Source organism: Micromonospora sp. GCM10011541 (genome assembly GCF_042650725.1).
GTDB classification, from domain to species: domain Bacteria; phylum Actinomycetota; class Actinomycetes; order Mycobacteriales; family Micromonosporaceae; genus Micromonospora; species Micromonospora sicca.
This window is the reverse complement of record NZ_JBHSBP010000049.1, coordinates 23,491-35,084: the sequence shown is the minus strand read 5'-3', so window position 1 is coordinate 35,084 and position 11,594 is coordinate 23,491. Positions and strand designations below refer to the sequence as shown.

At 71.2% G+C, this 11,594-nt stretch carries 17 protein-coding genes and 1 tRNA gene; 7 read left to right on the top strand and 11 right to left on the bottom strand.

Features of this window, described 5'->3' with window-relative positions:
- Positions 1-137 precede the first annotated feature (137 nt).
- The gene (locus ACFOYX_RS17270) at positions 138-344 is read left to right on the top strand and encodes a hypothetical protein (RefSeq protein ID WP_322441348.1); all 207 of its coding nucleotides are present in this window, start codon (positions 138-140) and stop codon (positions 342-344) included.
- Between the two features lie 697 nt (positions 345-1,041).
- On the opposite strand, the gene ACFOYX_RS17265 is transcribed toward ACFOYX_RS17270, so the two are convergent.
- The 5 genes from ACFOYX_RS17265 to ACFOYX_RS17245 all read right to left on the bottom strand — a co-directional run bounded on the left by ACFOYX_RS17265 (position 1,042) and on the right by ACFOYX_RS17245 (position 4,020).
- A complete protein-coding gene (locus ACFOYX_RS17265) occupies positions 1,042-1,605 on the bottom strand; it encodes a hypothetical protein (protein WP_322441347.1) in 564 nt (187 codons plus the stop codon).
- Positions 1,606-1,863: 258 nt separating this feature from the next.
- Positions 1,864-2,394: a GNAT family protein gene (locus ACFOYX_RS17260; protein ID WP_322441346.1), complete on the bottom strand. Its 531-nt coding sequence runs from the start codon at positions 2,392-2,394 to the stop codon at positions 1,864-1,866.
- Positions 2,395-2,661: 267 nt separating this feature from the next.
- Positions 2,662-3,156 carry a GNAT family N-acetyltransferase gene (locus ACFOYX_RS17255; protein WP_322441345.1) on the bottom strand — a complete coding sequence of 165 codons (495 nt, stop codon included), beginning with the start codon at positions 3,154-3,156 and terminating at the stop codon, positions 2,662-2,664.
- 164 nt (positions 3,157-3,320) lie between these two features.
- Positions 3,321-3,563: a hypothetical protein gene (locus ACFOYX_RS17250; protein WP_322441344.1), complete on the bottom strand. Its 243-nt coding sequence runs from the start codon at positions 3,561-3,563 to the stop codon at positions 3,321-3,323.
- 157 nt (positions 3,564-3,720) lie between these two features.
- Positions 3,721-4,020, bottom strand: a complete 300-nt coding sequence (locus ACFOYX_RS17245) for a hypothetical protein (RefSeq protein ID WP_377534130.1) — start codon at positions 4,018-4,020, stop codon at positions 3,721-3,723.
- A 3-nt stretch (positions 4,021-4,023) separates the two neighbouring features.
- Between ACFOYX_RS17245 and ACFOYX_RS17240 the strand changes: the two genes are divergently transcribed.
- Positions 4,024-4,398 (top strand): hypothetical protein, encoded by a 375-nt coding sequence (locus ACFOYX_RS17240; RefSeq protein ID WP_377534128.1) that lies wholly within the window; start codon positions 4,024-4,026, stop codon positions 4,396-4,398.
- Positions 4,399-4,484: 86 nt separating this feature from the next.
- On the opposite strand, the gene ACFOYX_RS17235 is transcribed toward ACFOYX_RS17240, so the two are convergent.
- A tRNA-Ser gene (locus tag ACFOYX_RS17235) sits at positions 4,485-4,571 on the bottom strand.
- 75 nt (positions 4,572-4,646) lie between these two features.
- Here ACFOYX_RS17235 and deoD point away from each other — a divergent pair.
- From deoD to ACFOYX_RS17220, 3 genes are all read left to right on the top strand, one after another.
- Positions 4,647-5,354 carry a purine-nucleoside phosphorylase gene (gene deoD, locus ACFOYX_RS17230; protein ID WP_109802167.1) on the top strand — a complete coding sequence of 236 codons (708 nt, stop codon included), beginning with the start codon at positions 4,647-4,649 and terminating at the stop codon, positions 5,352-5,354.
- Positions 5,355-5,458: 104 nt separating this feature from the next.
- Positions 5,459-6,097, top strand: a complete 639-nt coding sequence (locus ACFOYX_RS17225; protein WP_109802168.1) for a TetR/AcrR family transcriptional regulator — start codon at positions 5,459-5,461, stop codon at positions 6,095-6,097.
- Positions 6,094-6,561: a thioesterase family protein gene (locus ACFOYX_RS17220; RefSeq protein WP_322441343.1), complete on the top strand. Its 468-nt coding sequence runs from the start codon at positions 6,094-6,096 to the stop codon at positions 6,559-6,561. The genes ACFOYX_RS17225 and ACFOYX_RS17220 overlap by 4 nt, the downstream gene beginning before the upstream one ends.
- Before the next feature lie 22 nt (positions 6,562-6,583).
- Here the strand turns inward: ACFOYX_RS17220 and ACFOYX_RS17215 are convergent, their stop codons facing one another.
- The 4 genes from ACFOYX_RS17215 to ACFOYX_RS17200 form a co-directional block, all read right to left on the bottom strand.
- Positions 6,584-7,036 (bottom strand): nucleoside deaminase, encoded by a 453-nt coding sequence (locus ACFOYX_RS17215; RefSeq protein WP_201749677.1) that lies wholly within the window; start codon positions 7,034-7,036, stop codon positions 6,584-6,586.
- Between the two features lie 178 nt (positions 7,037-7,214).
- A complete protein-coding gene (locus ACFOYX_RS17210; RefSeq protein ID WP_322441342.1) occupies positions 7,215-7,733 on the bottom strand; it encodes a tRNA adenosine deaminase-associated protein in 519 nt (172 codons plus the stop codon).
- 120 nt (positions 7,734-7,853) lie between these two features.
- On the bottom strand, positions 7,854-8,021 hold the full coding sequence (locus ACFOYX_RS17205) for a hypothetical protein (protein ID WP_165439858.1): 168 nt from the start codon (positions 8,019-8,021) through the stop codon (positions 7,854-7,856).
- Positions 8,022-8,094: 73 nt separating this feature from the next.
- Positions 8,095-8,487 (bottom strand): hypothetical protein, encoded by a 393-nt coding sequence (locus ACFOYX_RS17200; protein ID WP_322441341.1) that lies wholly within the window; start codon positions 8,485-8,487, stop codon positions 8,095-8,097.
- 121 nt (positions 8,488-8,608) lie between these two features.
- Here ACFOYX_RS17200 and ACFOYX_RS17195 point away from each other — a divergent pair, with 121 nt between their 5' ends.
- Both ACFOYX_RS17195 and ACFOYX_RS17190 read left to right on the top strand, forming a co-directional pair.
- On the top strand, positions 8,609-9,364 hold the full coding sequence (locus ACFOYX_RS17195) for a M23 family metallopeptidase (protein ID WP_322441340.1): 756 nt from the start codon (positions 8,609-8,611) through the stop codon (positions 9,362-9,364).
- Between the two features lie 69 nt (positions 9,365-9,433).
- Positions 9,434-10,504 carry a PHP domain-containing protein gene (locus ACFOYX_RS17190; RefSeq protein WP_322441339.1) on the top strand — a complete coding sequence of 357 codons (1,071 nt, stop codon included), beginning with the start codon at positions 9,434-9,436 and terminating at the stop codon, positions 10,502-10,504.
- A 31-nt stretch (positions 10,505-10,535) separates the two neighbouring features.
- Here ACFOYX_RS17190 and ACFOYX_RS17185 read toward each other — a convergent pair whose 3' ends face one another.
- Positions 10,536-11,516 (bottom strand): DMT family transporter, encoded by a 981-nt coding sequence (locus tag ACFOYX_RS17185; RefSeq protein ID WP_377534125.1) that lies wholly within the window; start codon positions 11,514-11,516, stop codon positions 10,536-10,538.
- Positions 11,517-11,594 lie beyond the last annotated feature (78 nt).

The following is an 11,594-nucleotide window of genomic DNA, read 5'->3' as shown; positions in this document are numbered from 1 at the left end:
CATGGTCCAACTGCAGCCGCAGCCGTCCACGTTTCTACTGTCACGGATCCGACTCCTCGACACTGCCGCTGGCGTGAGACCGTGGGCACGCTCAAGATCGGCGACGCTCACGGGAAGGCGAGGCTGGCATGAGGTCGATGAATCTGCGGAAGACACCGCTTTCGGCCGGGGAGAAGGCCCTTCTGGTCTTGGCGGCCCTTATAGCGGGGCTCGTCGGCGGTCTCGTTCGGTGGGCGCTGGACCTGGACGACCACCTTGGCCCCTGGCTCACCAGCATGCTCTATGCCACGTTTGTCGGCTTGGCCGTTCTCGCCGTCGGCATCCTATTGCTGCGTCGAAGGTGACCACCGGAACTCTTCGGTCCAAACCCAGCGGCTGCAGCTGGTGCGCTCGGATCCGTCCTGACCGCCTGCCCGCTCGGTAGGCGGCGCACGGCTCGTGCGTGACCCCCGCCGGGGGGAGCCTGGTCGGCCTTGTCGGTCAGTGTCAGCGGGCGTCGTTCACTGTGTTCCTGCCCTCGGTGTCATGCCGGCTGTGACCATTGGAGGCGGTCCCGCATCACCGCGTTCGCTGACTTTCTGCTGACGCGGCACCTTCTGGTCCGTAGATCATGGCAGAGCGGCTGCTCCGGGTCGCGTGCGAAGTCAGCTGGCACGGATGAGTCTCACACAGCCTGCTGAGGTCCACTCAGTTGCTGCACTCCGCTGCTGTATTGGCTGCCGCTCGACTTGATGATCCACAGCTCGAAGCCGACACCAGCACTCGTCCTGCACGGCAACAGCGGGAGTCATTGCGCGAACGGAGACGGCGGCAGGTGGGGCAGTGGAGGGGCTTGATTCGTCGAATCGGTACGTTCGATCTGCCACCGCACAACGGTGGGCGCCGCGAGCCGGGCAAGGTGCCAGCCGAGGAACCCGACGGCTATGACGAGCGACAGGGCCGCCAGACCGAACAGCAATTCCCGCAGAAGTAACCGGTGGTCAACGGGACGGCCGGGTGGCAGGGTCTCGACGCCGGGTGCCCAGGGAGGGGGAGGCCACATCATAGTTGCGACAGCACCTCCTGGACCACGGTGGAAGCCGATTCGATGATGGATGCGTCGGTAGCACCGACAGCCTCGTACCTCACGTAGACGAGATAGGTGCCGAGACAGGCGGCGAAGTGGATGACCCGGCCGGTGTCGCGATCCCCCGAAACGAAGTAGGCAGCGCCGTCGCCGAGTGCGACCCGGTGGTTGGTGCGGTTGATGGCCCACGACAGCGACCCGTCACGCTTGATGCACTGCGGGCCCTGGCCGTCGTGCTGGCCGAGGCGAACTAACGCGACCCACAGCGAGGCACGTGCCCCATTGACAGTGGGGCCACTCTCGCTCGAACAGGTGTTAGAGCGGGTACCGGGGCGACTCCCCTCCTCGCCCTCGGCCTGCAGCGGCCGGCGCCGAGGTACGAGAAGGTCGAACACCTCGGGTCGGATGAGCTGACATACCGAGCGCGGCGAGGGCGGATCAACGGTCGCACTCCCCCAGCCTTTCCACAGACCGACCGCGGCGGCCACCAGGATGCAGACGGCCAGCACCGCGACCCGGACCCGGATCCCCGAACTCACACCGCCAGTGTGCCAAGGCAGGCAAGGGCCCGACCCTTCGGCTCGAACCACTCGGTGTTAGCCGCTCATCCAGCCGCCGCCCGCAGTCGACATCTCGCTTACAAGCTCTGGGCGCTTCGTCCAGCGGCGTCCGTCCGCGTCCGTGACCTCGGGCTACGATCCGCGCCCGGTCGCTGCCGGCTGTCCTCAGTGTCAGCGAACACCGGCACCGTGATCGCACGGCGCGGCTTCAGCGCACCCGTGGTGGGGCGATGACGTTCAGCCGGTTGCGGACGACGACTTCACCACCTGGTACATGGCGTGATCCTGCCACCGGCCGGCGATGTTGAGGTACTCCGGCGCCATGCCGAACTGCACGAACCCGTTGCGTTCCAGCACCCGCTGCGATCTGGCGTTGTGCAGCAGGGCCTCTGCCTGCACCCGATGCAGCCCCAAGTCCTCGAAGGCCACCCGCACAATCTCACGCACCGCCTTGGTCGCGAGCCCTCGGCCATTGTGGCTGGCGCTTACCCAGTAGCCCATGGAGCATGACTGGAACGGGCCGCGCACTATGCCATTGAGGGTGATGCGGCCGACCAAGCAGCCGGAGTCGTCGAGGATGACGTGCGGCAGCTTCGATCCCTGCTCGTGCTGCTGGAGATCGGTTTGGATGACGGCGTGTTGGCCGTCTGCCGTGAAGTAGTCGTCGCTCCGGCGCGGGTCCCACGGCGCGAGGAACTCACGGTTGACGCGGAGCAGTTCGGCCAGGGCCGGCGCGTCCTCCGAGGTAATGAGTCGGGTGATGCTCACCCGCCCATTGTCCCGGGCGGGCATGTCCCCTTCCTCGCCGGGATGGACCGCGCGCCGGGGCACGCCATGATCGTTTAGCCGGAGGTGTCACCCACGTCCCGAGACTGATCTGTCACGGACGTCCTGAGACCGACATCGTCGGCAGCCGGCTGACGTACTCCGATTGAAGCGTTACACGTTGACTCCGCTTGATGGGTTACGCGATCCCCGATCCGCGGCTACCGACTGTGAAGTCCTGGCCGGAGACCCTCGATCGACGGCCGACCGCTAACCCGCGAGACTCTTGGTCATGATGTGCTCCCGACGCACGCCGTCGGGCATGAGGTCGCCTAGCGCACCCGTGTCACGGAAGCCGTTCCGCTGGTAGAGCGCCCGGGCGTTCTTGTTGCCCTCCACCACGGCCAGCCGCAGCGTCCCCGCGCCCACCTGCCGAGCCCACTGCTCGACCGCCCTCACGAGGTGGTCGCCCACGCTCCGGCCACGTCCCACCGGTGCCACATACATCGAGATCAGCTCGACGACGCCGTCCTGATCGGTCGGCACTCCGCTGGCCATCCCGACGGGCTGCCCGTCGAGCATCGCCAGGACGTTGTACGAGCCGGGGATGGCCAGCCGACCGCGCCAGCGTTCCTCACGGTCGCCGTCGCCCTGCCAGTCCGCCAGTTGGGAACCGAACGCGTACGCCGCCTCTGCCAGCGCAGCGAGCCGCAGCTCCCGCCACATCTTCCAATCGCCCTCGGTAAGCACACGCGTCTCGATCATGCCGGGAAGGGTGCCGCAGGTGTGCGGAGCTGGCAACCCAGTATCCGGTGACGCAGTGTGACGACCAGGCTCTATCGGCCGACCAACTGTCACCCATCAACTGGAACAGATGCGTAACGCATCAACTGGAGCCCGGCATCGCCGGCAGCCGGCGGCCGGCCGACTCAGTTCGCGTAGACCGCCGTGGCGTCATCGCTGCCTTTGTTGCGGGGCCACTTGGTGCCGTTCGGGTCGGCTGCCTCGATCGCTCGAACCCGTCGGATCAGCTCAGTCGGGCCGTGCTCGTCCAGGACGTCGAGCACCCCTCGCCAGTTGAGCAGGTCGAACATCGTGACCAGGCGTGCGGCGCCATCGGTCAGCACTGCCAGCCGCCGGACAGCCGCAAGCGGAATCTGCCCGGTGATCATCCGAGCTTTGCCGCCTACCAGGCCACGCCGTGCACACAGCCGGTATCCGTGCGAGCTGTCGCACCATCCAGGACGACGATCAGGCCCTGCGCGGCAGCAACCCAGGCCTCATTGGGCCGTAGCGGGTGACCGGGGTCAGTCGCGGTCGCTACCCGCATCAGGCACCGTCAGGGCGGTATAGCGGTGTCAGCCGCTCGGTCGACAGAATCTTCCGCCGGTCCTTCGGGTCATAGACGCACTTGATGACCGTCGAGAACCGGCGGTTCTTCAACTCCTTGTACAGCTCTGCGAGGTTGGTAGCGACGAAGTGGGCGGCACCGAGTGTGCCCTGTGCGTGGGTGCCCGCCAGGTAGAGGAAGGTGCCCTTGCCGTCCGGTCGGGGAAGCCGTCCCACGTATCCGTAGTCCGCGGTCTCGCCTCGGTCTCCCGGCGACCGGTAGTCCTGGCCCGTCGTCACGTCGTGGATGTAGCAGCCATCCTCGTGGACCAGGAGCGCGCCACCGCCGCCCAACTCTGGGCAGGCAGCGACTGGCTGTTCGCCACGCCGACCGGCGGCCCGGTCAATCCGCGCACCGACTACGACGAGTGGAAGCGGCTGCTTCGCCTCGCCGGCCTACGGGACGGTCGGTTGCACGACGCCCGCCACACCGCCGCCACGGTGCTGCTGATCCTCGGCGTGGGCCGAGCGGGCGGTGATGGGCATCATGGGCTGGTCGAACTCGGCGATGGCGGCCCGGTACCAGCACTCACCACCCAGGTGCGTCGGGACATCGCTCAGCGCGTTGGTGGACTGCTGTGGGACAGCCCGACAGAGGACCCGAAACCGGCCTCTTGAGCACGAACTGAGACCAAAACTGAGACCACAAGCGGAACGCCCGGCGGGTCCTCACGGACCGACCGGGCGTTCTCGCACCTCACGAGCGGTGGCGGCGGGATTTGAACCCGCGGAGGGCGTAAACCCTCACACGCTTTCGAGGCGTGCTCCTTAGGCCACTCGGACACGCCACCGCCGACGAGGGTACAGGACCCCGGGTGTGGACGCCGAACCGGTATCCGCGGGGCGGGCCTGGCAGGATCTTTGCCATGAGTACGCACATCGGCGCTGAGCCGGGAGAGATCGCCGAGCGGGTCCTGATGCCGGGTGACCCGCTGCGGGCCAAGTGGATCGCGGAGACCTACCTCGAGGGCGCGCGCTGCTACTCGACGGTCCGCGGCATGCTGGGCTTCACCGGCCGCTGGAACGGTGTCGAGGTCTCCGTCCAGGGCTCCGGCATGGGCATGCCCTCCGCCTCCATCTACGCCCACGAACTGATCAACGAGTACGGGGTGAAGACCCTGATCCGGGTCGGCTCCTGCGGCGCCCTCAGCGAGGACCTCCAGCTGCGGGACGTGGTCGCCGCGATCGGCTCGTCCACCGACTCGAACATGAACCGGATGCGCTTCGACGGGCTGATCGACTACGCCCCGGTGGCCGACTTCGGGCTGCTGCGTACCTCGGTCGAGGTGGCCGAGCGGCGCGGCATCACCATGCACGTCGGGCCGATCCTGGCGGCGGACGCCTTCTACACCGACCGGCCGGACCTGTACGACACCCTCGCCGACTACGGCGTGCTGGCCGTCGAGATGGAGTCCGCAGCGCTCTACACGATCGCCGCTCGGTTCAAGGCGCGGGCGCTGACCATTCTGACCGTCAGCGACCACATCAAGACGGGCGAGAAGACCACCTCCGCCGAGCGCGAGCAGACCTTCAGCCAGATGGTCGAGATCGCCCTGGACACCGCCATCGCCTGACCCCTCCCCTTCGCCGCCCCGCCACCTCTGGTGGCGGGGCGGCTGCGTTTCAGATCACAAAAATAAATACGACCGGTCGTTCTCTTTCTGGTTACGCTGCCCGCATGACCCTCGACGGCCGCCTCGCCCGCGGCGAACGCACCCGCACGGCTGTGCTGGACGCGGCGGTGGGCCTGGCCACCGAGGCCGGCCTGCACGGGCTCTCCCTCGCGCAGCTCGCCGACACCCTCGGCGTGAGCAAATCCGGCCTGTTCGCCCACTGGCGGTCCAAGGAGGCGCTCCAACTCGCCACGGTCGACCGGGCGGTGGAGCAGTGGCAGGAACGGATCATCGGCCCGGCCCTGCGCGCCCCGCGCGGCGTACGGCGAATCTGGGCGCTGCATGAGGCCCGGATCGACTTCTACGCCGCACGGGTGCTCCCCGGCGGCTGCTTCTTCGCCAACACCGAGTTCGAGTACAACGCCCGACCCGGCCCGGTCCGGGACCGGCTCGCCGAGGCATTCGGCCGCTGGACCGCGTTCCTCGAACGCCTCGTCCTCGAGGCGGTCGCCCTCGGTGAACTCCCGGCCGACGTGGACGTCCAGCAGGTGGCGTACGAGATCGACGCGCTCGGGATCAGCGCGGTGATGCGGTCCCGGCTGCTGGACCCGGACGCCGCCTACCGGCACGCCCGCCAGGGCCTGCTGAACCGCTTGCGGGCCCTGTGCCCCGATCCGACCCTGCTACCGGAAGGCCTGTCATGAGCCACGCCATCGTCGACCAGCCCGTCGTCGAGTTCGGCCACGTCGAGCACGTCACGGTGCACTTCGACGACCTCGACGCCATGGGCATCCTGCACAACGCCCGTTACGCGGTGCTGCTGGAACGGGCCCTGACGCCGTACTGGGCCGACCGCGGCGTCTCCTTCCAGGGCGGGCAGCACAGCGCTCCCGACGTGTTCCACGCGGTACGCGAGTTCACCATCACCTACCGGGCCCCGATCACCGGCACCGGGCCGGTGGCCGTGTACTTCTGGCTCGAGTACTTCGGCACCAGCAGCGCCCAGTACGCCTTCGAGTTCCGCTCCCTCGACGGCGACACCCTGTACGCGCAGGGCACCCGGGCGATCGTCCGGCTCGATCCGGCAACCCTGCGCCCCACCCCGTGGACAGCGGCCGCCCGGGCGGTCGCCGCGACCCTGCTGCGTCCGGCCACGGTGCCCGCCTGACCAGGACACGGGCGCGGGACGGTCAGCGGAAGAAGGCGCGGAGCACGGCGGCGTTCTCCGTCTCCAGCACCCCGCCGTACACCTCCGGACGGTGAATCGCGCGACGGTCGCGCAGCACGTCCCAGAGCGACCCGACCGCCCCGGTCTTGGGCTCCCACGCCCCGAAGACCACCGTGGAGATCCGGGCCAGGGCGATCGCGCCCGCGCACATGGTGCACGGCTCCAGCGTCACCACCAGGGTGCAGCCCTCCAGCCGCCAGCGTCCCAGCCGCTCGGCGGCCCGCCGCAGCGCCAGCACCTCGGCGTGCGCGGTCGGGTCCCCGGTCAGCTCGCGCTCGTTGCGGCCGATGGCCAGCTCGGCGCCGTCCGGGCCGTAGACCACCGCCCCGACCGGGATGTCCGCGACGGCGTCGACGTCGTCGGCGGGCGCCCCGTCGGCCGGGTCGGTGACCGCGACCTCCAGCGCCCGGCGCATCCAGACCTCGTGCCGCTGGCGGCGGCCCACCTCGCCCGGGTCGGCCAGCCCCTCGTCCGCGCCCGGGCCGACCCGGCCCACCGCGCCCGGGGTCGGCTGCCCCGGCCGGAGTGTCTCCAGCGCCGGGTCGGTGGCGTCTGCCGGCTCGGCGCCGCCGGGCGGCACCGCTCCGGATGGTTCAGACCTCACGCAGCTCCTCGATCTCGTCCGCGCAGCCGAGCACCTGGCAGATCTCCGCGGTCACGTCGGCCGGCAGCATCCCCTCGTGCGCGCAGAGGGCGAGCAGCTTCTGAGCGGGGATGCCCAGGTCGGCGAGGATGTCCGCGTCACCCACCGGGTCGGCCTCCGGGTCCACCGCGGGCTGCTCGGTCTCCTCGTCCCCGCCGGTGGCGGCCGCGCGCGGCTCGTCGCCGGTGATCGAGGTCTTCAGGTCGCCGACCAGCAGGGCACCCAGCCGGGACTCCTCGGCGTACGCCGAGTCGGAGCCGAAGACCCGCAGGTCCTCCCCCTCGTCCAGGCGCAGGATCACCAGGTAGGCGTCGTCCGCCTCGACGAAGAGCAGGGACAGGTCCGCGTCCGGCTCGACGTCGCGCAGCCGGTCGGCGACCTCCTCGATGTCGGTGGCGCCCCGCAGGCTCACCTCGTCGGCGGTCCAGCCGCCCTCGACGCGTACGGCGGCAGCGGCGAAGTACGACACGGTCCCCCCAAATTGGCCCTCGGCAGCACGCCGACTCGTCTCGCGTGCACGTTAACCGGTCGGGTCGGCAGGCGACCGGTCAACGCCCCGAAGGGCCGGTCAATCCTGGAGAAAGTCGGATCAGCCGGCGATCCGCTTGCGGGTGGCGATGAGCTGGCGCAGCCGCTCGGTGCGGGCCCGCTGCGGCCGTTCGCGCTGGCGTACCGTGCGGGCACCGGCCAACTCGGCGAGGAGTTGCAGGCGGCGGCGGCTCCGCTCAGGGTCGAGCCGCGGGGTGGTCCAGGCCATACCGCCGAGGGTTCACCGTCACAGCGCGTACGTCAAGATGGTGTTCGCTGCGCAGCCGGGCCATCACCGAGAGTCACCAGAGCGGCCAGTCCCCGCTCTGCGCCCAGCGGACCGCGACGACCGCCGCGGCGATGCTCCACCCGCCGGCGGTGACGATCGCGACCCCCGTCGCGACTCCGCGGTCGCCGAACCGCACCAGCGCCGCGGCGGCCAGCCAGGCCAGCCCGCCGGCGATCACGGTCCACCAGGCATAACCAGGTACGTCCCGGCCGAGCAGGCCGAACAGGAGCAGCCAGACCGTCGCCGTGGCGCCGCCGGCCGCCACCCCGCCGCCGGTGACCGGGTGCGGCTCCCGCCAGGTGGGCCGGGCCGGCGGCCCGGAGGGGAAGAGCCCGGAGGGGGTGTGCGGCAGCGGGCGGCCGGCTTCCGGACGCGGCTCGCCGGGTACGGCGTTCCACCCGTTCATCGCCCCTGCTCCCTTCACGGACCGTAGTCGCCGTCCTCGGCGTAGTCACCCAGCGCGACCGGACGGCGAGGCGGCGGTCGCGGCGTTCGTCCCTACGGTAGTGGTCTGCCAGGATGGCCGGATGCGCTCGCGATCGATCGGACGCCGCCCGCGTTCGGCGTACCCGGTCCTGCTGCTGCTCGCGCCGGCGCTCGCCGCCGGCTGCGCGGCCGGCACCCGTCCCACCGCGACGCCGACCAACGTGTGGGACGGGCCGAGCGCCGTCCCGACCGCCGAGCAGTCCGCGCCGCCCACCCCGACGCCCGGCGGGCCGTCGCCGTCCCCCTCGCCGACCCGCACCGACCTGCGGCACGTCTTCCCGGTCCGCGCCGACAACGTCGCCTACCACCCGACGCACTCCGCCTACCCGGGGACAGACATCTTCGCCGACTGCGGGGAACCCGTCGTCGCCGTCACCGACGGGCGGATCCTCGAGGTGAGCCGGGTGGACCGGTTCGACGAGCGGGGTCCGCTGGGGCCGTACAACGGGGGCCTCTCGGTCTCGCTGCTCGGCGACGACGGGGTGCGCTACTACGGCTCGCACCTGAGCGCGGTCTCCGCCGGCGTCACCGCCGGGGCGCGTGTCCGCGCCGGTCAGCAGCTCGGCCGGGTGGGCCGCACCGGCAACGCGAACAACGTCTGCCACCTGCACTTCGGCATCTCGCCCGCGTGCCGGGGCCACGACGACTGGTGGATCCGCCGGGGGGTGATCTGGCCGGCCCGCTACCTGGACTCGTGGCGCAAGCGGGGCAACCGCGCGCCGGCCGCCGAGGTGGTGGCGTGGCAGCGGAAGCACGGCTGCCCGAAGGCGCCGACGACGACCAGCGGCGCCGGCTGACCCGGTCCACTCGCGGCATCCGCCGTCGGACTTCCGCGTGGTCGCGGGCGGGCGCGTAGGTTGCAGGGCATGAGTGCCCGGGATCCCATCGCCGACCTGCGCCGGATCGCGTTCCTGCTGGAGCGGGCCAACGAGGCCACCTACCGGGTCCGGGCGTTCCGCTCGGCGGCCAAGGCCCTGGCCGCGCTGCCGGGGCAGGAGGTGGCCGAGCGCGCCCGCGCCGGCACGCTCACCGAGCTGTCCGGGGTCGGGGACGTCACCGCCCGCTGCGTGGCCGAGTCGCTGGCCGGCGAGGAACCGGTCTACCTGCGTCGGCTGGTCGCCACCGAGGGCACCGACCTGGACGCCGCGGCCGGCGCGCTGCGGGAGGCGCTGCGCGGCGACTGCCACACCCACTCGGACTGGTCCGACGGCGGGTCACCGATCGAGGAGATGGCGCTCGTGGCGGTGGAGCTGGGTCACGAGTACCTGGTGCTGACCGACCACTCGCCCCGGCTGAAGGTGGCCCGCGGCCTCACCGCGGACCGGCTGCGCCGGCAGCTCGACCAGGTGGCCGCGGTCAACGACGCGCTGCCGAAGGGGTTCCGCATCCTCACCGGCATCGAGGTGGACATCCTCGCCGACGGCTCGCTGGACCAGGAGGAGGAGCTGCTGGCCCGCCTCGACGTGGTGGTCGGCTCGGTGCACAGCGGGCTGAACGACGAGCAGGCGAAGATGACCCGCCGGATGCTGGCCGCGATCGCCAACCCGCACCTGGACATCCTCGGCCACTGCACCGGGCGGATGGTGTCGTCCCGGCCCGCCGGGGTGCAGGGCCCGGGCGACCGGGCGCACCGACCGCGTACCCGCTCCGAGAGCGACTTCGACGCGGACGCGGTCTTCGCCGCCTGCGCCGAGCGCGGCGTCGCGGTCGAGATCAACTCCCGCCCGGAGCGGCAGGACCCACCGAAGCGCCTGATCCGCCGCGCCCTCGAGGCGGGCTGCCGGTTCGCGATCAACACCGACGCGCACGCGCCCGGCCAGCTCGACTGGCAGCGGTTCGGCTGCGAGCGCGCGGCCCTGTGCGGGGTCCCGGCGGACCGCGTGGTCAACACCTGGAAGGCCGACCGCCTGGTGAAGTGGACCCACAGCCGCCGCTGACCCGGCCGGCGGCCTCCCGTCGGCGGGAGGGTCAGCGGCGGGCGGCCGGCTCGGCGGCGGGCACGGCCGGCGTACCGGCGCTGACGGGCGTGGGCTTCCGGCGGCTCAGCAGTCCCTGGGCCACCGCCACGCCGACGAGCACGATCAGCGCGCCGACCGGCTGGTGCCAGTTCAGCCGCTCGTCGAGCACCACCGCGCCGACCAGCACCGCGAAGACCGGGATCAGGTAGGTCACCGTGGAGGCGGTGCTCGCCCCGGCCACCCGGATGTTGCGCAGGTTGATCACGAAGGCCAGCCCGGTGCCGAGCGCGCCGAGCGCCAGCACGCTCGCCACCACTTCGACGGAGAGCCCGGTCGGCACCGGCGGCGCTCCGGCCACCAGCGGCGCGACGACGGCGAGCTGGAGCGCGGCGACCAGCAGCTGAGCGGCGGAGAGCGAGAGGCCCGAGTACGAGCTGCCGGCGATGAACTTCTTCTGGTACGGGATGGCGACGCCGTAGCAGGCGGCCGCACCGAGGCACATGAGCTGGCCGGTGAAGTGCGCCCCGCCCACGCCCTCCCAGACGCCGAGCACCACCAGCACGCCGAGGAAGCCCAGCCCGAGCCCGACCGCGCGCCGGGCGGTCAGCCGCTCGGTGCGGAAGACCAGCACCGCGAGCGGCAGCACGATCAGCGGCGTGGTGGCGTTCCAGATGCCGGCGAGCATCGACTCGACCCGCTGCTCGCCGAAGCCGAACAGGGTGAACGGGACGGCCACGCCGAAGGCGGCGACCACGAACAGGTGCGCCCAGACCCGGGGCTCGCGGGGCAGCCGGTCGCGCAGCAGGGCGAGCACCACCAGCAGGGTCACCGCCCCGGTGGCGACCCGGTAGAGGGTGAGGTGCAGCGGGTGCAGCTCCTCGATGCCGACCTTGATGAACAGGAAGCTCGAGCCCCAGATCGCGGCGAGCGCGAGGAAGCCGGGCAGCCAGCTGCGCACGGCAGCGCGGTCAGGAGTGGTAGCGGCGGTCACCCCTGACACTCTGCCCGAGGGGTACGACGAAGTCCCGCGCTTTTCGGACGCCGTGTCCACCGCCACAGCGACCGGCCC

Bases quoted from the DNA above. Each gene is read 5' to 3' on its own strand.
- ACFOYX_RS17270 (WP_322441348.1), top strand. From the start codon at position 138: ATGAATCTGCGGAAGACACCGCTTTCGGCCGGGGAGAAGGCCCTTCTG.
- ACFOYX_RS17255 (WP_322441345.1), bottom strand. From the start codon at position 3,156: ATGATCGAGACGCGTGTGCTTACCGAGGGCGATTGGAAGATGTGGCGG.
- ACFOYX_RS17250 (WP_322441344.1), bottom strand. From the start codon at position 3,563: ATGATCACCGGGCAGATTCCGCTTGCGGCTGTCCGGCGGCTGGCAGTG.
- deoD (WP_109802167.1), top strand. From the start codon at position 4,647: ATGAGTACGCACATCGGCGCTGAGCCGGGAGAGATCGCCGAGCGGGTC.
- ACFOYX_RS17225 (WP_109802168.1), top strand. From the start codon at position 5,459: ATGACCCTCGACGGCCGCCTCGCCCGCGGCGAACGCACCCGCACGGCT.
- ACFOYX_RS17220 (WP_322441343.1), top strand. From the start codon at position 6,094: ATGAGCCACGCCATCGTCGACCAGCCCGTCGTCGAGTTCGGCCACGTC.
- ACFOYX_RS17215 (WP_201749677.1), bottom strand. From the start codon at position 7,036: ATGCGCCGGGCGCTGGAGGTCGCGGTCACCGACCCGGCCGACGGGGCG.
- ACFOYX_RS17205 (WP_165439858.1), bottom strand. From the start codon at position 8,021: ATGGCCTGGACCACCCCGCGGCTCGACCCTGAGCGGAGCCGCCGCCGC.
- ACFOYX_RS17200 (WP_322441341.1), bottom strand. From the start codon at position 8,487: ATGAACGGGTGGAACGCCGTACCCGGCGAGCCGCGTCCGGAAGCCGGC.
- ACFOYX_RS17195 (WP_322441340.1), top strand. From the start codon at position 8,609: ATGCGCTCGCGATCGATCGGACGCCGCCCGCGTTCGGCGTACCCGGTC.
- ACFOYX_RS17190 (WP_322441339.1), top strand. From the start codon at position 9,434: ATGAGTGCCCGGGATCCCATCGCCGACCTGCGCCGGATCGCGTTCCTG.